The sequence below is a fragment of the Nocardia sp. BMG111209 genome (assembly GCF_000381925.1).
Classification (GTDB): Bacteria; Actinomycetota; Actinomycetes; order Mycobacteriales; family Mycobacteriaceae; genus Nocardia.
Genome location: NZ_KB907307.1, coordinates 2,238,468 through 2,257,063, shown reverse-complemented (window position 1 = coordinate 2,257,063; position 18,596 = coordinate 2,238,468). Strand labels below are relative to the sequence as shown.

Below are 18,596 nucleotides of genomic sequence, written 5' to 3'. Positions count from 1 at the left end.
TTTGCCGGGTATGGGGGAGAAACCGAGCAACCCGCACGACGCCTACTTCCGTGCGGAACTGTCCGATCCCGAAACGGCGGCCGGTGAAATCCGTGCGGTCCTGCCCGCCGAGATGAAGGACCGATTCGATTGGACGGTGATGGAACGCCAGTCGGTCAGCTTCGTGCCCGCCGAGTTGCGTTCCCGCTACAGCGACATCCTGTTCCGCACCCGCTGGGCCACCCGCGACGCCTTCGTGTACTTCTTGATCGAACACCAGAGCAGCCAGGATCCGTCGATATTCGAACGGATCGGGCCGAGCGCCAAGGAGGCCATGGTGACCATCGCTGACGACTTGCGAGCAGAAGGACGTGTCGAGGGACAGGCGGAGCAGTTGGTCGATCAGCTGTCGATCAAGTTCGGCCCGCTCTCCGAACGTGTGCTTCGGAGGGTGCGTGGGGCGGACGCAGCCACGCTTCGCGATCTGTCGCGGCGGTTTATTTTCGCGACCTCGATCGATGACGTAGTCGCCGAATAGGCCACGGATGAACTCGACAGACCGATTCCGAGACCTGGGATGGGCTCAACAGGAGTGGTGGATCGAGGGATACGTAGAAGGGCAGATGGACCAGCTGCTCGACATGCTGTCGTATAAGTACGGGCTGCTCCCGGACTACATCGTCCAGATGGTTCGTTCGGCAGATGTGGACACTCTGCCGATAGTGTCCCGGCGGCTTCTTGCGACTTCGCCGATCGAGGCGATTCTTCCGGAGAAGCCGCCTACTCCGCAGTCGTTGCCAGAAGATAACTAGCCTGCTGGGTAGGTTTGGGTGGCGACAGGATTTGGTTGCCGGGAATTCTCGCGCCACGCCGTCGGCATGCTTGTACTAGCGGTGGGCGGTGTCCAGGCTGGCGGTATGCCCGCTATTTGCCCTACCTGCGCCTGGCCATCGCCCATGCTGATCTCGTCGCGCGGCACCACTCGATATTTGCGGTGTGTTTGCGGTAGGTGGTTGGTGGAGCAGCAGGGGCGGGTCGGGCTGATGGCCGGTGGGGCCGGTTCGCGGCGGCGGACGACGCCGGTGGAACCTGCCGAGGAATCGCTCGCGCACAAGATTGCCGAGCTGGGAAAGCTTGTCGCCGAAGGGGATTCGTAGCTCGGCGGCGGGTTACGGCCGGAGCTGTCGTTCGAAGGTCGTCATCGGCCGGCCGGGGCCGTGGTAATCCGGGACCGAGTCGCGGACGGTGAACCCGAGAGTGGTGTGGAATGCCACCGAGCCCTGATTGCCGGGTGAGGTGATCGCGCGTACGACGCGGCGACCGTCCGCCACTGCGGCGGCGAAGAACCGGTGGTACAGAGTGCGGGCGGTACCGGCGCCGCGCCGGTCCGGGTGTACGCCGACGAAGTGGATGTAGGCGGCCTCGGTGTCGGTCGGGGAATGGAAGCCGACGAGGAAACCGGCCAGGTCGGGGCCGGATTCCGCGATCAGGCTGGTCGCCGCGAAATGGTCCAGGAACAGGCGGGGGGAGTACCGCGACGATCGGGCGGCCCCACCACTCGTCGGCCACCGCGACGATGGCGTCGTAGTCGGCGGGGACGGCGGGGCGGATCGTCGGCGCTGTCGGCATCGCCTCATTCTGCAAGCCGGATCGCCCGGTCGGGCAGGGTTCGCGGGCTGGGTCGAGTGCCGATCGGCCGGTTCGTGTCATGGATCACTTCGCTTCATCCCTTGCAGTAGATACATTGACGATATATCGTTGACAACGTAATCGTAAGAACGAAGCCTCAGGAGGCACTCCATGGAAGACATGGGAAACAACAGCATTCGTGGTCGTGGACGTGGTCCGCGACCGGGCGGGCGGGAGCACTTCCGCCGGCATCCGCGGGATCACCGCGGTTTCGGTCCGGGATTCGGCGGTGGCCCGTTCGGGTCCGAATTCGGACCCGGGTTCGGTCCGGGCGGTGGCGGGCACTTCGGCCGCGGTCGCGGGCGTGGTGGCCGGGGTCGGCGCGGTGATGTCCGCGCGGCCATCCTGCTGCTGTTGCAGGAGCGGCCGATGCACGGATACGAGCTCATCCAGCAGATCCGCGAGCGTAGCGACGATGTCTGGCGGCCGAGCCCCGGCTCGATCTACCCGGCACTGTCCCAGCTCGAGGACGAGGGTCTGGTGCTCATCGACAAGGTGGCCGGGCGCAAGACCGCCAAGCTCACCGAGGAGGGTGTCACCTACCTCGGGGACAACCGCGAGGAGCTCGGCGATCCGTGGCAGGACGTCCGGGCGGGCGTCGGAGATCAGGCGCTGGACCTGCGTGGACAGGTACACCAGTTGATGGGTGCGGTGGCGCAGGCGGCGCGGGCGGGCTCGCCGGAGCAGGCGGCCAAGGCGGCCGAGGTGCTCACCGAGGCGCGCCGCGCGATCTACCGGATCCTGGCCGACGATGTCACCGACCAGCAGCCGTGACGAAAGGCCGTGTCCCAGCGCGTTTTTCCACCAGGGATACGCGATGATCGGGAGATGGCACAAATTCGGGGGCGGCGCAGTTGGCGCCGGTCACAACGAGGAGTCGCGGTCGCGATCGCGCTGAGTTGCGCTGTATGGCTTTCCGGCGCGGTCGCGGTCGCGGATCCGGACGGATCCGCCGACTACCGCCCGCCCGTGGTCCCGACCGAACCCGGCCCCGCGCAGTCCGAACATCTCGGCGCGGCCCGGCACCTGGCAGACCACCCGAATGCGACACCGCTGGGCACCAACGACTTTCACTGCAAGCCGAGCGCTGCGCACCCGGATCCCGTGGTGCTGGCGCACGGTAGCGGTTCGACCGCCTACGCCGACTGGGCGGGCATCGGCCCGGAACTGGTGCAGGCCGGATTCTGTGTTTTCGCACTGAATTACGGCGGTGAGCCGGGCGGCGCCAACTTCGGCAACGACGACATCCACCTCTCGGGACGGCAACTCGCCGCATTCGTCGGCGATGTGCTCGCCGCCACCGGCGCGAAGAAGGTCGATCTGGTCGGCTTCTCACAGGGCGCCGTCGTGACCCGGTACTACGTCAACAAACTCGGCGGGGCGGCCCGGGTGGGCCAATGGGTCGGAGTGGCCTCGCCCACCTACGGCGGCATTCTGTACGGCCTGGTCCCCTTGGCGAATGTCGTACCGCCGCTGTGGTGGATCGCCGCGCACGTCACCTCGACCGCGGTGCGGCAGCAGGCCGCCGGATCCACGTTCATGCAGGAGCTGAACGACGGCGGCGACACCGTGCCGGGAGTGCGATACACCACTATCGGCAGTCGCGTCGACGAGATGATCCAGCCATTCGAGAACATGGCCCTGCGCGGTCCCGGCGCCGAGAACATCGTGCTGCAGCAGCGGTGCCCGGTCGATCTGACCGGGCACTTCCACATGGTCTACGACCCGTACGTGCAGCAATTGCTGCTCGGCGTGCTCGATCCGGAGCACGCGCCGCAGCCGAAGTGCACGCCCGTACCGCTGGGTACCGAGATCCCCGAGGTCGTCATCGCCGCGCACGCGCCGGAGACCGGATCGGGACCGGGCGGGATGGGGTCGGCCGGACCCGTAAAATGAAACAACTTGTTCGCTCGTCCGGGGAGATCGCCGTGACCATCCAGCCCGTTCGCCTGTTCGGCGATCCCGTTCTGCGTGCTCGTGCCGACGAGGTCACCGCATTCGACCGGGAACTGCGCCAGCTGGTGAGCGACCTCACCGACACCATGCACGGCAGCGGTGGCGTCGGGATGGCGGCGCCGCAGATCGGGGTCGGGCTGCGGGTGTTCGTGTACGACACCCGCCGCGACGGCCGGTCGGCCGCCGCCGGCTCCGCGGGAGCGCTGGTCAACCCCACCTTCGAGGTGGTCGGCGAGGAACAGCAGACCGGTCCCGAGGGCTGCCTGTCGATACCGGGCCTGCGTTACGACGTCACTCGCGCCATGCGGGTCGTCGCGCGCGGACTCGACGCCGAGGGCGAGCCCGTCGAATTCGACGCGTCCGACCTGCTCGCGCGCTGCGTACAACACGAGACCGACCACCTGGACGGTGTGCTGTACCTGCAGCGGCTGGACCAGACCTCGCGCAAGGAGGCGATGCGCGCGGTCCGGGAGTCGGCCTGGTTCAACGCCGGTAAGACGGTGATGTCGGCCGCGGAGGTCGCCGCCACCCGTGAGGCCGCGGTCTCGGGGCGTGGCCGCTGATGCGCCTGGTCTTCGCCGGCACCCCGGAACCCGCCGTCCCGTCGTTGCGGCGGTTGCTCGACTCCGCTCGCCACGAGGTGGTCGCGGTCGTCACTCGTCCCGACGCGATCGCCGGTCGCGGCCGCAAGGTCACCCGCTCCCCGGTCGGCCTGCTCGCCGACGAGCACGGTATCCCGGTGTTCACCCCGCAGAAGCCGTCCGACCCGGAGTTCGTCGCGGAACTCACCGCACTCGCGCCGGACTGCTGCCCCGTGGTGGCCTACGGCGCGCTGTTGCCGCAGCGCCTGCTCGACATCCCGGCCCACGGCTGGGTGAATCTGCACTTCTCGCTGCTGCCCGTCTGGCGCGGTGCGGCCCCGGTCCAGGCGGCCGTGCTCGCCGGTGACGAATTCACCGGCGCCTCGACCTTCCAGATCGAGAAGGGTCTCGACACCGGCCCGGTATTCGGCGTGGTCACCGAGAAGATCGCCGTCACCGACACCGCGGGTGTGCTGCTGGACCGCTTGGCCGGCACCGGCGCGCAACTGCTCGAGTCGACCATGGACGGCATCGAAGACGGTGTCCTGCAACCGATTCCGCAGAGTCCCGACGGTGTCTCCTATGCCCCCAAACTCGATGCGGAAACCGGCCACATCCGCTGGGATCAGCCCGCGCTGGCGATCGGCCGCCGCGTCCGGGCCGTCACCCCCGCTCCCGGCGCCTGGACCGAGGTCGAGGGTATCCGCCTCAAACTCGGCCCCGTCGAACTAGTGGAGGAAACACTGCCCGCGCGCACCATCGAGGTCCGCAAATCCGGCGTCTTCGTCGGCACCGCCACCACTGCGGTCCGCCTCGATCAGGTTCAGCCCCAGGGCAAACGGATGATGCCCGCCCTCGACTGGGCTCGCGGCGCCCGCCTCGAGCCTGGCGCGGTGGTCGCGTGACGCGCCCCGATCGGGGACGAGGCGACGACTCCGGCCGCACGGCCGGTGCGAATACCAACCAACGCAACACTTCTCGCTCCGGCGGGGTACCCGCCGACCGCGACCGCCGCCAGGAATCGCGTCGCGACGCCACCGGCAAGCCACCCCGCCGCCCCGCCGGCCCCGAATCGAGCGGGGCCGATCGCGGCACCCGGGCATCGTCCGGAAACGACAGGCGCGCCGGTGAATCCACCCGCGGCCGCGAGTCCGATCGTGCGCGGGCACAGGGGGAGACCGGACGAAACGGTAAGTGGCGCAGCGGTACCGACGCGCCCGGCACCGGACCGGATGCGGCTCGCCGCGATCCGGGGACGGCACGCGGAACCGGTGCTCCTTCCGCCCGTGGCCGACGGTCCGACGACTCCGGTGGCCGGGTGAGGTCCGGTGATTCCGGTGGCGCGGCGAGGTCGGGCGATTCCGGTGGCTCGGAGAGGTCCGGACGTACGTCGTCCGGCGGAGGAGACTCCGCACGTAGCGGTAAGTCGCGCAACGACTTCGGCGTGGGTGGCGGCGACCGCGCGGTGGCTCGGACCGGTGGACGGTCGTCGGCGAGCTCGGGTCGCGGGAATGTCGGCCCCGGGGAATCCGGGGGCCGCCGGGAGTCCGGAGTCGGGAAACGTCCGCGCGGTGGGCGATCGGCATCGGTGGATGCCCCTCGTGAGGTGGCCCGGGATGTGCTGCGTGCGGTGCGGGAACGGGACGCCTATGCGAATCTCGTACTGCCGGGGCTGCTCCGGGAACAGCGGCTGACCGGACGGGATGCGGCGTTCGCGACCGAATTGGCCTACGGCGCAAGCCGATCGCTGGGTCTGTTGGATGCGGTGATCGCCGACTGCGCCGGCCGTCCCGTCGAGGAGATCGACGGCCCGCTGCTGGATGTACTGCGGCTCGGGGTCTATCAACTCCTGCGCACGCGCGTCGGAGCGCACGCCGCGGTCGACACCTCCGTGGATCTGGCGCGATCCGAATCCGGCAGCGGTAAGGCCGGATTCGTGAACGCGGTGCTGCGGCGAGCGGCCGAGCGGACCACCGCCGAATGGATCGACCGGCTCGCACCGCCAGACCCGTTGGGCCACATGGCCTTCGAATACGCACACCCCATCTGGATCGCCCAGGCGTTCGCGGACGCACTCGGCGCGCAGGCCGGGGAACTGCGCGACCTGCTGGCCGCCGACGACGAGCGCCCCGCCGTCCACCTGGTGGCCCGGCCCGGCGAGATCACCGCCGAGGAATTGGCCCTGGTCACCGGTGGTGAGGAAGGCCGCTGGTCGCCGTACGCGGTGTACCTGGACGGTGGCGATCCGGGCAAATTGGAGCCGGTGCGTGACGGCATGGCCGCCGTGCAGGACGAGGGCAGCCAACTGGTCGCCCTCGCACTGACCCGCGCCCCGCTGCACGGACCCGACACCGGCCGCTGGCTGGACCTATGCGCCGGCCCCGGCGGCAAGACCGCGCTCCTGGGTGCCCTCGCCGATATCGACGGTTTCCACGTCGACGCCGTGGAACCGGCCGAACACCGCGCCGAACTGGTCCGCAAGGCAACTCGCGACATGCCGGTGACCATCCACGTCACCGACGGCCGCGACAGCGGGCTCACCCCCGGATACGACCGCATCCTGGTCGACGCCCCGTGCACCGGCCTGGGTGCCCTGCGCCGCCGCCCCGAATCCCGTTGGCGCCGAACCCCGGCCGACGTCCGCGACCTCACCGTGCTCCAGCGCGAACTGCTCACCGCCGCATGGAATCTGCTCCGTCCCGGCGGCGTGGTCGTCTACTCGACCTGCTCCCCGCATCTGCCGGAAACCGTTGCTGTGGTGAGCGATACGGTCCGCCGCACGGACGCCGAACAACTCGACGCCCGAACCCTGCTCCCCAGCGTCCCGGACCTCGGCGACGGCCCCGCCGCCCAACTCTGGCCCCACCGCCACGGCACCGACGCCATGTTCGTCGCCGCCCTCCGCAAACCCGAGTGAGCGGACACATCGGCGGAAGCCGACCGCTGTGACGCACCGATGCCGTCGCTGACCGGACTCTGCCAGAGGAAACGCCGCGTGTGATCTCTGCCCACAGCACGATCGGCGCGTCGCGGGCAGAACCGAGAAGATCGGTCAGTAGCGGTGACCGAGATTGCTCGGTCGGTTGAAGACCCGGCGTGGCTGTGCTCGGCGCATTAGGCCAATACAGCGGCAACGCCGGACGGCCTGCTGTTCGGCGCGGTACTGCCGATTGATCGAGGAGTTGTTGCGGCAGAGACCAATTCGCTGCCACCTGCCAGCGTCGGACCGCATCGAAGCGATGGTCGACTCAACTACCGGTGAGGATCGCGCCACCCAGGGCGAGGCCCGTCACCCAGGTTGTCGAGAGTGCCGCCAAGACGAAGGGGCGGGGGCCGACACGCCGCAGGGCCGAGATTCGGACGCCGGTACCGAGGGCGAACATGGCACCGGTCAGCAGGGCGGTTTGGACCAGTTTGGTGGCGCCGAGGACGACTGTGGGGAGCAGGTCGGTGGTGCGTAGCGCAGCGCAGAGGAGGAAGGCGACGACGAACAGGGGGATCAGCGGAGCGCGGCGGCGAGTGTGGTCGGCGGTCGGGGTGTGGCCCTGAGTGTGGTCGGTCGTCGGAGTGGGGCTGTGGGTGTGGTCGTCTGTCGGGGTGCGGCCGGGAAGGTGGTCGTCTGTGAGGGTGCGGCCGGGAAGGTGGTCGGCTGTGAGGGTGTGGCCGTGAATGTGCGCGGCCGTAGGGATGCGCCGGTGGGTGTGGCCAGCTGTGGAGGTGCGGCTGTCAGTACCGTCGGCGATGGGGGTGCGGTGGGTCGGGAGGGTGTCGGTTCGGGTGTGTGGGTGGGGCGGGTTGGTGCGCCGCTCTTGGCGGCCGATCACGATGAGTACCGGTGCCAGTAGGATCACGCGGGCGAGTTTGACGATGACCGCGATGGTCAGTGCTCCTCCGCCCAGGGCGGTTCCGGTTGCCACTACTTGTGCGACCTCGTGGACCGCGCCGCCTGCCCACACGCCGCTGGTGTGTGGGGTGAGGTCGAGGGCGTGGGCCGCCAGTGGGATCGCAGCGATCAGGACGGTGCCGAACACGACCACCAGGGCGACGGTGGTGACCAGGTCCTCTTCGTCGGCATCGATCGCCTCGCCGACGGCGGCGGCCGCCGCCGCGCCGCAGATGGAGAAGCCGCAGGCGATCAGCAGGCGCTGGGTCCGGCTCAAGCCGAGTGCGCGGCCCAGCAACAGGGTGCCGCCGATGCCGCCGGCGACGATCGTCACCACCACCGCCAGTACCGCCGGACCCAGTCCGAGGACGTCGCGGAAGGTGACCTGCAGGCCGAGCAGTGCGACTCCGGCGCGCAGCAGGCGTTTCGCCGAGAACTGCAATCCGGCCTGCCAATATTGCGGCACCGCAACGATATTCGTGAAGATCGCACCGATCGTGATGGCCACCAGCAGGGGGCTGACGGCCGGCAGCAGCCGGTTCACCAGCAGGCTGAGGGCCGTCACCACGGTGACCACCGCCAATCCGGGTGTCACCGCCCCGGTGTGCCGGGAGGGGGTCGGTCGCGGTCCGCTGGGACGGGGATCTGCGGTGACGGTCATGCATCGACCCTGTCGGTGCGGCGGCATCCGCGGTAGCGCGGGAATCGCTATCGGGACATATCTTCGTGATATGGGAAAGCGGGGTTCCATATGCTGAGGGCATGACCTCCGAGCGTCCCGACCTGACCGTTCTCGCGCTGCTGGTCGCCATCGACGATCACGGGAGCCTCGGCGCCGCGGCGCGGGCGGTGGGGATGGCGCAGCCGAATGCGAGCCGGGCGGTGCGGATGTGGGAGCGCAAGCTCGGGATGCCGCTGGTCGAGCGCAGTCCGCGTGGGTCGCGGATGACCGCCGCGGGTGGAGTGGTCGTGCACTGGGCGCGGCAGGTGCTGGCGGATGTGGATCGGCTGCTGGACGCGGCGGCGGCGCTGCGCACCGATCAGGAGGCCGAACTCACCGTGTTCGCGAGTATGACCGTCGCGGAATGTCTGTTGCCGGGATGGCTGGGGGAGTTCCGGCGCAGTCGTCCGCAGGTGCGTATCCATCTCCAGATGCGCAATTCGCGCGAGGTGTTCGAGCGGCTCGCGGCGGGGGAATGCGATCTGGGGTTCGTCGAAAGTCCTACTGTGCCAAGGACTCTGCACCGCGCCACGGTGGCCGGGGATCGGCTCGTGGTGATCGTGGATCCGGCGCACCGGTGGGCCCGGCGGCGGCGTCCGCTGACCGTCACGGAATTGGCGGCGACGCCGCTGGTGGTGCGTGAGCCGGGGTCGGGAACCCGCAGCACGCTCGATATCGCGCTCGCCGAATATCCGCGCGCGGAACCGTTGCTGGAGTTGGGAAGTGCCGCCGCGATCCGGACCAGCGTGCTGGCCGGGGTCGGTCCGGCGGTGGTCAGCAGCCTGGCCGTGGCGGATCAGCTGGCGCGCGGGGAACTGCGGGCTGTCCCGGTCGACGGGCTGGATCTGTCGCGGACGTTGCGGGCGGTCTGGCGTCCGCCGCGGCGATTGGCCGGTCCGGCGGGTGAACTGGTCGCGGGGATCGTCCGTGCCCGCCATCGCGAACCGGGCTGACCGTGCGCGAGCGGGGCGCGGCCGATCGCTACCATGTCCGAATGGACGAGATCGCCAGTCATCCCAACGTTCTCGCGGTCGCCGAGGCGCTGCGCACCGCCGGAATCGAGCCGCGGGTACGGGTGCTGCCGGAGACCGCGCCGACCGCCGCCGCGGCGGCCGAGCAGATCGGCTGTCCGGTCGCGGCGATCGCGAACAGCCTGATCTTCGAGGTGGACGGCGCTCCGCTGCTCGTGCTCACCAGCGGGGCGCATCGGGTCGACACCGGGAAGCTCGCCGAACGGATCGGGGTGGCCGAAATCGCCCGTGCCAAGCCCGCTTTCGTGCGCACGCACACCGGTCAGGTGATCGGCGGCGTCGCGCCGGTCGGTCATCCGGCGCCGATCCGCACGCTGGTCGACGAGACGCTGGCCGATCACCCCGAGATCTGGGCGGCGGCCGGGCATCCGCACACGGTCTTCGCGACCACGTTCACCGAACTGGTCGAGATGACCGGCGGGCAACAGGTTTCCGTGAACTGAGTGCGGCTCAGCGGTCCGGGACGTTGCGTTCGAGTTCGGCCAGCCAGGCCGTCGCGACCGCATCGCTGGGGGCGCGCCAATCGCCGCGCGGCGACAGCGATCCGCCCGAGCCGACCTTCGGCGCGTTCGGCAGCGTGGACCGCTTGAACTGACTGGTCTGCACGAACCGGCGCAGGAACTGGGCCAGCCAGTGCTTGATGGTCGGCAGGTCGTATTCGTGCCGGTCCGCGACCGGGATCAGATCCGGCCAGCGGCCGCGGGTGCGATCCGACCAGGCGTGCTGCGCGAGATAGGCGATGCGGCTGGGCAGGTAGCCGAAGCGGAGCAGGAAGTACAGGTGGAAATCCTGCAGCTCGTACGGGCCGACGGTGGCCTCGGAACTCTGGCCGGGTGCGTCGTCGTCGCCGTCGGCGGCGGGGATCAGCTCCGGCGAGATCTCGGTGGTGAGGATCGAGGACAGCACCGCGCCGGCCTGCGGGCCCAGTTCGTCGGTGTCGATCGTCCAGGCGATCAGATATTTGATCAGCGTCTTCGGGACCGAGGCGTTGACGCTGTAGTGCGCCATATGGTCGCCGACCCCGAAAGTGCACCAGCCGAGGGCGAGTTCGCTGAGATCGCCGGTGCCGATCACGATGGCCTCGTGCTGATTGGCCAGCCGGAACAGGTGTGAGGTGCGCTCGCCCGCCTGCACGTTCTCGTAGGCGATGTCGTACTGCGGAACCCCGTCGGCCGCAGGGTGTTCCAGATCGCGCAGCATCTGGGTGGCCGAGGGCCGGATGTCGATCTCGTGCGCCGATACGCCCAGCGCTCGCATCAGCCGATGCGCGTCCTCGAGGGTGCGCTTGCTGGTCGCGAAGCCGGGCATGGTGTAGGCCAGCACATTCGCCCGCGGCAGGCCCAGCCGGTCCATGGTCTTGACCGCGACGATCAGCGCCAGCGTGGAGTCCAGGCCGCCGGAGACGCCGATCACCACCCGCTTCGAGCCGGTCGCGGCGAGCCGGGTGCTCAGGCCCTCCACCTGGATGTGGTGCACCTCGGCGCAGCGTTCGTTGCGCACCGCGGGATTCGCGGGAACGTAAGGGAAGCGCGGGATTTCACGGCGCAGCGGCACGGCCTCGGCCGGTACCGGCAGTTCGACCGGGACGCGCCGCAGCCGGGTGAGGCGGTCGCGGTGGTCGTGCACGTTGTCGGCGAAGCTGGTCATCCGCAGCCGGTCGGCGGTCAGGCGGCGCAGGTCCAGATCGGCGGTGACCAGTTGCGGATGATCGGTGAAACGCTCACCCTCGGCGAGGATGTCGCCGTTCTCGCAGACCAGCGCCTGACCGTCCCAGGCCATGTCGGTGGTCGATTCCCCGTGTCCCGCAGCCGAATACAGATAGGCGGCCATGAATCGCGCGGAGTGCGAAGCGCACAATTGCCTGCGGTAGTCGGCCTTGCCGACCACGATGTTGCTCGCCGACAGGTTCACCAGCACCGTCGCGCCGGCCAGCGCGGCGAAAGCGCTGGGCGTCACGGGAACCCAGCCGTCCTCGCAGATCTCCAGATGGAAGACGAAGCCGTCGAGATTGCTCGCCTCGAACAGCAGATCGCTGCCGAACGGCACGCGCTGCCCGGCGATGGTGATGTGATCGTCGAGTGCCTCACGGGCAGCGGCGAACTGCCGCTTCTCGTAGAATTCGCGGTAGTTCGGCAGATAGCTCTTGGGAGTGGCGCCGAGCACCCGGCCCCGATCGATCGCTATGCCGCAGTTGAACAGTCGGCCCTGCGACCGCACCGGCGCGCCGACCAGCAGCACCGAATCGATCTCGGCGCTCTCGGCGATCACCCGTTCCAGCGCCGCTTGCACGGCATCGTCGAGGGCGTCCTGATGGAACAGGTCGTCGGCGGTGTAGCTGGACAGTCCGAGTTCCGGGAACACGGTGAGCACGGCGCCGTCTGCGGCGGCCTGCCGGGCCAGCTGCAGGGTGTGCTCGGCGTTGAAGGCCGGATCGGCGACTCGGATCGTCGGGACGGCGAGTGCCACGCGCGCGAACCCGTGCCGATACAGCGAATCGAACGGCAACTGCTTCACACCGGGTCCCTTCACTCGCAGACAGTGCGTCCAGTCTGTCATGACGGCCGGGGGCAGCCCGCGGTCGGTTACTCCCGAGCGGACTGCTCGCGTAATCGGGCCAGCGTCTTGGCGAGAATGCGCGAGACGTGCATCTGCGAGATCCCCATCTGCGCGGCGATCTGGGTCTGGGTCATGGACTCGAAGAACCGCATGGTGAGGATGCGGCGTTCCCGCTCCGGCAGACCGGCCAGCAACGGCCGGATCGCCACGTACTCCTCGACCCGATCGAACTGGGACTCCTCCTCGCCGAGGGTGTCCAGCAGCGACGCCTCGGTGTCGCGGCCGGTGGAGACCGCGTCGATCGAGCTGGGCTGGTAGGCATTTCCGGCGATCACCGCCTGCGTCACCTCGTCCGCGTCGATACCGAGTTCGGCGGCGATCTCCTTGGCGGTGGGGGAGCGGCCCAGGGTCTGCGACAGGGCGTCGACGGCCGCGCCGATGCGCAGATGCGTCTCCTTGATCCGGCGCGGCACCCGCATCGCCCAGGTGTTGTCGCGGAAGTACCGCCGCACCTCGCCCATGATGGTCGGCACCGCGAACGACAGGAAATTCGATCCGCGCGACAGGTCGAACCGGTCGACCGCGTGCACCAGCCCGACCCGGGCGACCTGGGTGAGATCGTCGAACGGCTCCCCGCGGCCGGAGAACTTCCGGGCGATGTGGTCCGCCAGCGGAATACACCGATGGATCAGCTCGTGGCGCACCTTGGCACGGCGCTGCGGATCGTCCGCGGCCGCCGCCAATTCCTCGAACAGCGCTGTGACATCGTCGTATTCGGTAACCGCCGCGGCGACCTCTTCGATCTCGCTCTCGTCGGTGGCCTCGTCCGCCGGCTCGTCGGTCTCGGGGCGCGCGTTCTCGTTCTGCGTGTCGAACTCGGTCTTTTCGCTGGGGGAGTTGCCGGGTGCGGGTTCGTACACGGTGTCCCCGCCCACTACGCCTTCCCCCGGACCCGCCGGAACTCCACGGTCGTCGGATAACCGGAGACCGCCGGATCGTAGGGGTCCTGGGTGGCCGTGACCTCGTCGGTCAAGGTCCGCAACACATGCCAGCCGAAACTGCGCTGATCGGGTAGGCCCGCCGCACCGGCGACACCGGCGACGCGCACCAGCAGATCCTTGTCGCCGACGGTGAATCGGCACTGCAGGCTCGTATCGGGCGCGGCGACGGCGATGAGAGTCGAGCACGCCTCGTCGACGGCCAGCCGGATGTCGGCCACCTCGTCGAGGGTGAAATCGCTGAGCAGGACGAGTGTTTCGGCGAGCCCGCGCACGATGGGCAACTGTGACACGGTGGCTGCGACGCCGATCTCCACCGGGGTACCGCGCAACCCCTGTTCCGCCGAAATGTTGATCACCCTGAGAAGGCTACCCAATAAAGTCGGCGACAATCGAGTTGTGGCGGATTTGCGGCCTGCCAGTACACTTCGCGCTGTGTCCCTGCCCCAGTCCCACTTCCATCGTCCGTCACCGATGATCGCACCGTCCATTCTGTCCGCCGATTTCGCCCGCCTCGCCGACGAGGTGCGAGCGGTCGAGGGAGCGGACTGGGTTCACGTCGATGTGATGGACAACCACTTCGTCCCGAATCTCACCCTCGGTCTGCCCGTCGTGGAGAGTCTGCTGAAGGTCACCGACATCCCGATGGACTGCCATCTGATGATCGACGATCCGGCGCGCTGGGCGCCGCCGTACGCGGAGGCCGGCGCGCACAATGTGACCTTCCATGCGGAGGCGTCCGACAATCCGATCGCGGTGGCGCGCGACATCCGGGCGGCCGGTGCGAAGGCGGGGCTGTCCGTCAAGCCGGGTACGCCGATCGAGCCGTACCTGGAGATCCTGCGGGAGTTCGACACACTCCTGGTGATGAGTGTCGAGCCCGGTTTCGGCGGGCAGTCGTTCATGCCCGAGGTGCTGGAGAAGGCGCGGGCGGTGCGCCGACTGGTCGATGCCGGCGAGTTGCGTTTGCTGATCGAGATCGACGGCGGCATCAACATGGACACCATCGAGCAGGCCGCGGAGGCGGGAATCGACTGTTTCGTCGCCGGTTCCGCGGTGTACGGCACACCCGATCGGGCGGCGACGGTGGAGAAGCTGCGCCGGATGGCGACGGCGGCGGGTGCTACGCAGGCCGCACGCTAGCAGCCGGATCGGGCCGGTCGGCCGTCAGCGGATCACCTGCTTGCGGCCGGCGGCGGCCCGGGTGGCCTCGATGACCGCGGCCAGCGGCGGGACCCGATCGGCGTTTCCGGGGGCCTGCACCCAGATGCGGTAACCGGTGCGCTCGTCGTCGGCGGACGGCAGTACCACCTGGCTGCCGGCGCAGGCGACGGTGGCGTAGAGCCGGAATAGTTCGGCGGATACGGATTTGGTGAGCACGTCGGGCCGGCAGGCGCTGACGATGAAGGTCCAGCGGCGGGCGCGCGGATGATGGATCACCGGGCCGGTCAGATCGGCCTGGCCCAGCCGGTCCTGGACCCGTGCACCGAGGTCGGCCGGCATCGTGATGGCGCCGTACGGGCCGCCGACGTCGAGCAGGATGTGACGTGACCCCGCGTCGATCGATGCGGGCAGATGAAATTCGCGGCGGTACTGGACGCAACGAACTTCGAGTATCGAATCGAGCAGTGTGGTCAACGTCGTAACCCCCATCTGTCGTTGTGGTGTTCGGCGAATTCGATACGAAAAATCAACTCCATAACAATATTGCGTCCGCTTCGTGCCGGGCGCAAGCGTCGGGTGTGGGTGGGTCGTGGAGTGGGTACAACCAGATGTCGGACTGCCCACCTTCGGGTGAAAATCAGGTTGTCGGTAAATAGAAACCGAATGTTCGATTCTTTTGGGTCCGAATGATCCGTTAAATCCGGAAATACTCGGGGCAAACTGCGCGAATTACAGGAGTGTATTTCGGTGGCAGGGGGTGCGACTCGGTTCCGGACCTGTTTTTCCCGGTCGGTTCCGGGCCGCCGGTCGGGGTGGTGCCGTCCCACTCACCGAAGGCGATGTCCCGGGCCGCGACCGGGCGTCGTTACGCTGGGTCCGCCCGGCCCGATGGGAATAGCACCGATGACCCGGGTGGTTGGCGCAGGTGGGCGTAGCGGTCCGGACATCGGGTGACAGGAGAGCGGAATGTTCACAGGCATCGTGGAGGAACTCGGCGAGATCGTCGCGGTCGAGCGGCTGACCGACGCGTCCCGGCTCACCATCCGCGGCAAGCTGGTCACCTCCGATGCCGGGCACGGCGACTCCATCGCGGTCAACGGGGTGTGCCTGACCGTGGTCGACGTGGTCGGCGGCGACAGCTTCACCACCGATGTGATGGGGGAGACCCTCAACCGTTCGGGCATCGGCAAGCTCGACATCGGATCGCGGGTCAATCTGGAACGGGCCGCGGCCGTGAACAGCCGCCTCGGCGGCCACATCGTGCAGGGCCACGTGGACGGGACCGGCACGATCGTGTCGCGCGATCCGCAGGAGAACTGGGAGGTCGTCCGCATCGCGCTGCCCGACGCGCTGGCCCGTTACGTCGTGGAGAAGGGCTCGATCACCGTCGACGGCATCTCGCTGACCGTCTCGGGTCTCGGCGTGGACGAGGCCGGCGAGCCCGGGCACCGCGACTGGTTCGAGGTCTCGCTCATCCCCACCACCCGTGAACTGACCACCCTCGGCACCGCGCCGGTCGGGGCGACGGTGAACCTCGAGGCCGACATCATCGCGAAATACGTCGAGCGGCTCACGCAGCGCGGCTGAGCGCGAGTACGACGCCGGAAGGCCGCCCGGGTGTGACGTAAACCCGGTACGGGCGGCAGCCGGGCCCCGGCCGACACGCCGTAGTGTTGAAGGGCCACCGAATGGAAGATGGAGCACAGCAGACGTGACCAGGTTCGACAGCATCGAGCGTGCAGTCGCCGACATCGCGGCCGGGAAACCGGTTGTCGTGGTCGACGACGAGGGCCGGGAGAACGAGGGCGACCTCATCTTCGCCGCGGAGAAGGCCACTCCCGAACTGGTGGCGTTCATGATCCGCTACACCTCCGGCTACATCTGCGTGCCGCTGCTGGGCTCCGACTGCGACCGGCTCGGCCTGCCGCCCATGTACGGCATCAACCAGGACAAGCACGGCACCGCGTACACCGTCTCCGTCGACGCGCGCGAAGGCGTGAGCACGGGTATCTCCGGCGCCGACCGCGCCACCACCATGCGTCTGCTGGCCGATCCGAAGGCCGTGCCCCAGGACTTCACCCGCCCCGGCCACGTCGTCCCGTTGCGGGCCAAGGACGGCGGCGTGCTGCGCCGCCCCGGCCACACCGAGGCCGCCGTCGATCTGGCCCGGCTGGCCGGTCTGCAACCGGCCGGCGTCATCTGCGAGATCGTCAGCCAGAAGAACGAGGGCGATATGGCCCGCACCGAGGAGTTGCGGGTCTTCGCCGACGAGCACGAGCTGGCGCTGATCTCGATCGCCGACATGATCGCCTGGCGCCGCCGCAACGAGAAGCAGATCGAGCGCATCGCCGAGGCCCGCATCCCCACCGGCTACGGGGAATTCCGCGCGGTCGGTTACAAGAGCATCTACGACGAGGTCGAGCACGTCGCGCTGGTACTCGGCGACCTCGGCGTCGACGGCGGGGAGAACGTCCTGGTCCGGGTGCATTCGGAATGCCTCACCGGTGACGTGTTCGGCTCGCTGCGCTGCGACTGCGGGCCGCAGCTGCACGCGGCGATGGAGATGGTCGCCAAGGAGGGCCGCGGCGTCGTGCTGTACATGCGCGGGCACGAAGGCCGCGGTATCGGCCTGATGCACAAGTTGCAGGCGTACCAGCTGCAGGACAACGGTCACGACACCGTCGACGCCAACATCCAGCTCGGCCTGCCCGCGGACGCGCGCGACTACGGCACCGGCGCGCAGATCCTGGTGGATCTGGGCATCCGCTCGATGCGCCTGCTCACCAACAACCCGGCCAAGCGGGTCGGGCTGGACGGCTACGGCCTGAGCATCACCGAACGGGTGCCGATGCCGGTGCGTGCCACCCCCGAGAATCTGCGTTATCTGCGTACCAAGCGCGACCGCATGGGCCACGACCTGGTCGGTCTCGACGATCTGGACCTCGGCGAGACCGCGCAGTGAGCGTGGGCGCACCGAGCCCCCGGCAGCCGTCCTCAGAGAAAGGCGAACACCTGTGAGCGGTGCGGGAGTACCGGAATTCACCCTCGAGGAGGCCAAGGACCTGCGCCTGGGCATCGTCGCGTCGCGGTGGCACACCACGATCTGCGACACCCTGCTGGCCAACGCCGAGCGGGTGGCCCGGCAGGCCGGGGTCGAGCAGATCACCGTCGTCCGCTGCGCCGGCGCGATGGAACTGCCGGTGGTCGCGCAGGCGCTGGCCCGCGGTCACGACGCGGTGGTGGCCCTGGGCGTGGTGATCCGCGGTGAGACCCCGCACTTCGAGTACGTGTGCGACGCGGTGACCACGGGCCTGACCCGGGTGTCGCTCGACGAGAGCACCCCGGTGACCAACGGCGTGCTGACCGTGAACACCGAACATCAGGCCCGGGACCGGGCCGGACTGCCCGATTCCGCGGAGGACAAGGGCGAACAGGCATGCGCCGCCGCACTGGACGCGGCACTGACCCTGCGGGCATTGCGTCAGGTGGTCTGAGCCGGTGGCGCCCGTGGTTCGGATCTGGAAACGAGGCCCCGACACGGGAGCGCCGTCGCCCGGCGCGCCGGAGTCCGGCCGGTGGGATCTGGAGATCCGCCCCCGTCGCTCCGTGCTGACCGCCCGCATCGTCTCGGCGGCGATCGCGATCGTGTTCACCGTCGCCGGTGTGCTGTCGGCGCACAGTTCGACCGGCGTGAACTTCCGGGCCGCCGACCAGATCGCGGTGATCCTGTTCGGCTGGTTGCTCGCGGCGTCGGTACTGCTGCTCACCCGGCCCCGGGTGCAGGTCGGGGCCGAGGGGGTCGTGGTGCGGAATGCGTTCGGCGACAGCGAGTTCCAGTGGAAGGACGTCCGCGGGGTGTCGTTCCCGGACAAGAAGGCCTGGGCGCGACTGGAACTCGCCGGTGACGAATATGTGCCGATGCTGGCGGTCCGCGCCAACGACGGTGAGCGCGCGGCGCGGGCGCTGGACCGCTTCCGCGAGCTCGGCGCGAAATATACTGCGGCACTGAACAAGTGACGGACGTCCGGGGCGCGGTGG

Annotated in this window: 21 protein-coding genes; 15 read left to right on the top strand and 6 right to left on the bottom strand. The window is 68.9% G+C overall.

Translation table 11 applies throughout. From position 1 onward, the window contains the following. Positions 1-10: 10 nt before the first annotated feature. From G361_RS0110395 to G361_RS50265, 3 genes are all read left to right on the top strand, one after another. On the top strand, positions 11-517 hold the full coding sequence (locus G361_RS0110395) for an Rpn family recombination-promoting nuclease/putative transposase (RefSeq protein ID WP_019927017.1): 507 nt from the start codon (positions 11-13) through the stop codon (positions 515-517). Positions 518-602: 85 nt separating this feature from the next. Continuing rightward, complete coding sequence (locus G361_RS0110390; RefSeq protein ID WP_155981396.1) at positions 603-791, top strand: hypothetical protein; 189 nt, start codon at positions 603-605, stop codon at positions 789-791. Between the two features lie 204 nt (positions 792-995). Continuing rightward, positions 996-1,136: a hypothetical protein gene (locus tag G361_RS50265; protein WP_019927015.1), complete on the top strand. Its 141-nt coding sequence runs from the start codon at positions 996-998 to the stop codon at positions 1,134-1,136. Positions 1,137-1,148: 12 nt separating this feature from the next. On the opposite strand, the gene G361_RS43105 is transcribed toward G361_RS50265, so the two are convergent. Next, positions 1,149-1,616: a GNAT family N-acetyltransferase gene (locus G361_RS43105; protein WP_196814455.1), complete on the bottom strand. Its 468-nt coding sequence runs from the start codon at positions 1,614-1,616 to the stop codon at positions 1,149-1,151. 172 nt (positions 1,617-1,788) lie between these two features. Between G361_RS43105 and G361_RS0110375 the strand changes: the two genes are divergently transcribed. The 5 genes from G361_RS0110375 (at position 1,789) to G361_RS0110350 (ending at position 7,122) form a co-directional block, all read left to right on the top strand. Further along, the gene (locus tag G361_RS0110375; RefSeq protein ID WP_019927014.1) at positions 1,789-2,442 is read left to right on the top strand and encodes a helix-turn-helix transcriptional regulator; all 654 of its coding nucleotides are present in this window, start codon (positions 1,789-1,791) and stop codon (positions 2,440-2,442) included. A 54-nt stretch (positions 2,443-2,496) separates the two neighbouring features. Beyond that, positions 2,497-3,564, top strand: a complete 1,068-nt coding sequence (locus G361_RS0110370; protein ID WP_052172646.1) for a triacylglycerol lipase — start codon at positions 2,497-2,499, stop codon at positions 3,562-3,564. A gap of 32 nt (positions 3,565-3,596) precedes the next feature. After that, positions 3,597-4,187, top strand: a complete 591-nt coding sequence (def, locus tag G361_RS0110365; protein WP_052172767.1) for a peptide deformylase — start codon at positions 3,597-3,599, stop codon at positions 4,185-4,187. Next, positions 4,187-5,110, top strand: a complete 924-nt coding sequence (gene fmt, locus G361_RS0110360) for a methionyl-tRNA formyltransferase (RefSeq protein ID WP_019927011.1) — start codon at positions 4,187-4,189, stop codon at positions 5,108-5,110. The genes def and fmt overlap by 1 nt, the downstream gene beginning before the upstream one ends. A 560-nt stretch (positions 5,111-5,670) precedes the next feature. Further along, a complete protein-coding gene (locus G361_RS0110350; RefSeq protein WP_052172766.1) occupies positions 5,671-7,122 on the top strand; it encodes an RsmB/NOP family class I SAM-dependent RNA methyltransferase in 1,452 nt (483 codons plus the stop codon). A 331-nt stretch (positions 7,123-7,453) separates the two neighbouring features. Here the strand turns inward: G361_RS0110350 and G361_RS50845 are convergent, their stop codons facing one another. Next, positions 7,454-8,749 (bottom strand): YeiH family protein, encoded by a 1,296-nt coding sequence (locus G361_RS50845; RefSeq protein ID WP_081635348.1) that lies wholly within the window; start codon positions 8,747-8,749, stop codon positions 7,454-7,456. Positions 8,750-8,850: 101 nt separating this feature from the next. Here G361_RS50845 and G361_RS0110340 point away from each other — a divergent pair, with 101 nt between their 5' ends. Together G361_RS0110340 and G361_RS0110335 are read left to right on the top strand one after the other, a co-directional pair. Then, complete coding sequence (locus tag G361_RS0110340) at positions 8,851-9,762, top strand: LysR family transcriptional regulator (RefSeq protein WP_019927007.1); 912 nt, start codon at positions 8,851-8,853, stop codon at positions 9,760-9,762. A gap of 41 nt (positions 9,763-9,803) precedes the next feature. Continuing rightward, complete coding sequence (locus G361_RS0110335; protein WP_019927006.1) at positions 9,804-10,283, top strand: YbaK/EbsC family protein; 480 nt, start codon at positions 9,804-9,806, stop codon at positions 10,281-10,283. A gap of 7 nt (positions 10,284-10,290) precedes the next feature. On the opposite strand, the gene G361_RS0110330 is transcribed toward G361_RS0110335, so the two are convergent. From G361_RS0110330 to G361_RS0110320, 3 genes are read right to left on the bottom strand one after another with little or no spacing between them, the layout of a single operon-like run. Further along, entirely contained in the window at positions 10,291-12,396 is a 2,106-nt protein-coding gene (locus G361_RS0110330) for an NAD(+) synthase (protein WP_052172645.1), read from the bottom strand. A gap of 26 nt (positions 12,397-12,422) precedes the next feature. Further along, positions 12,423-13,331 carry an RNA polymerase sigma factor SigF gene (locus G361_RS0110325; RefSeq protein WP_019927004.1) on the bottom strand — a complete coding sequence of 303 codons (909 nt, stop codon included), beginning with the start codon at positions 13,329-13,331 and terminating at the stop codon, positions 12,423-12,425. Next, positions 13,331-13,753 (bottom strand): anti-sigma factor, encoded by a 423-nt coding sequence (locus G361_RS0110320; protein WP_019927003.1) that lies wholly within the window; start codon positions 13,751-13,753, stop codon positions 13,331-13,333. Before G361_RS0110320 ends, G361_RS0110325 begins: the two co-directional genes overlap by 1 nt. Positions 13,754-13,868: 115 nt before the next feature. Between G361_RS0110320 and rpe the strand changes: the two genes are divergently transcribed. Further along, positions 13,869-14,537, top strand: coding sequence for a ribulose-phosphate 3-epimerase (gene rpe / locus G361_RS0110315; RefSeq protein WP_019927002.1), 669 nt, complete (start codon positions 13,869-13,871; stop codon positions 14,535-14,537). Positions 14,538-14,561: 24 nt separating this feature from the next. On the opposite strand, the gene G361_RS0110310 is transcribed toward rpe, so the two are convergent. Next, positions 14,562-15,032: a hypothetical protein gene (locus G361_RS0110310; RefSeq protein WP_026342886.1), complete on the bottom strand. Its 471-nt coding sequence runs from the start codon at positions 15,030-15,032 to the stop codon at positions 14,562-14,564. Positions 15,033-15,524: 492 nt separating this feature from the next. Here G361_RS0110310 and G361_RS0110305 point away from each other — a divergent pair, with 492 nt between their 5' ends. The 4 genes from G361_RS0110305 to G361_RS0110290 all read left to right on the top strand — a co-directional run bounded on the left by G361_RS0110305 (position 15,525) and on the right by G361_RS0110290 (position 18,575). Further along, the gene (locus G361_RS0110305; RefSeq protein WP_019927000.1) at positions 15,525-16,145 is read left to right on the top strand and encodes a riboflavin synthase; all 621 of its coding nucleotides are present in this window, start codon (positions 15,525-15,527) and stop codon (positions 16,143-16,145) included. Positions 16,146-16,269: 124 nt separating this feature from the next. Continuing rightward, positions 16,270-17,520 (top strand): bifunctional 3,4-dihydroxy-2-butanone-4-phosphate synthase/GTP cyclohydrolase II, encoded by a 1,251-nt coding sequence (locus tag G361_RS0110300; protein ID WP_019926999.1) that lies wholly within the window; start codon positions 16,270-16,272, stop codon positions 17,518-17,520. A 52-nt stretch (positions 17,521-17,572) separates the two neighbouring features. Next, positions 17,573-18,052 carry a 6,7-dimethyl-8-ribityllumazine synthase gene (gene ribH, locus G361_RS0110295; RefSeq protein WP_019926998.1) on the top strand — a complete coding sequence of 160 codons (480 nt, stop codon included), beginning with the start codon at positions 17,573-17,575 and terminating at the stop codon, positions 18,050-18,052. Between the two features lie 4 nt (positions 18,053-18,056). Further along, positions 18,057-18,575: a PH domain-containing protein gene (locus G361_RS0110290; RefSeq protein WP_369797886.1), complete on the top strand. Its 519-nt coding sequence runs from the start codon at positions 18,057-18,059 to the stop codon at positions 18,573-18,575. The last annotated feature ends 21 nt before the right edge of the window (positions 18,576-18,596 follow it).

Coding starts and splice junctions, on each gene's coding strand:
- G361_RS0110370 (WP_052172646.1), top strand. CDS start 2,497: ATGGCACAAATTCGGGGGCGGCGCAGTTGGCGCCGGTCACAACGAGGA.
- G361_RS0110335 (WP_019927006.1), top strand. CDS start 9,804: ATGGACGAGATCGCCAGTCATCCCAACGTTCTCGCGGTCGCCGAGGCG.
- rpe (WP_019927002.1), top strand. CDS start 13,869: ATGATCGCACCGTCCATTCTGTCCGCCGATTTCGCCCGCCTCGCCGAC.
- G361_RS43105 (WP_196814455.1), bottom strand. CDS start 1,616: ATGAGGCGATGCCGACAGCGCCGACGATCCGCCCCGCCGTCCCCGCCG.
- G361_RS0110340 (WP_019927007.1), top strand. CDS start 8,851: ATGACCTCCGAGCGTCCCGACCTGACCGTTCTCGCGCTGCTGGTCGCC.
- G361_RS50845 (WP_081635348.1), bottom strand. CDS start 8,749: ATGACCGTCACCGCAGATCCCCGTCCCAGCGGACCGCGACCGACCCCC.
- G361_RS0110330 (WP_052172645.1), bottom strand. CDS start 12,396: ATGACAGACTGGACGCACTGTCTGCGAGTGAAGGGACCCGGTGTGAAG.
- G361_RS0110395 (WP_019927017.1), top strand. CDS start 11: ATGGGGGAGAAACCGAGCAACCCGCACGACGCCTACTTCCGTGCGGAA.
- G361_RS0110305 (WP_019927000.1), top strand. CDS start 15,525: ATGTTCACAGGCATCGTGGAGGAACTCGGCGAGATCGTCGCGGTCGAG.
- G361_RS0110390 (WP_155981396.1), top strand. CDS start 603: ATGGACCAGCTGCTCGACATGCTGTCGTATAAGTACGGGCTGCTCCCG.
- fmt (WP_019927011.1), top strand. CDS start 4,187: ATGCGCCTGGTCTTCGCCGGCACCCCGGAACCCGCCGTCCCGTCGTTG.
- G361_RS0110375 (WP_019927014.1), top strand. CDS start 1,789: ATGGGAAACAACAGCATTCGTGGTCGTGGACGTGGTCCGCGACCGGGC.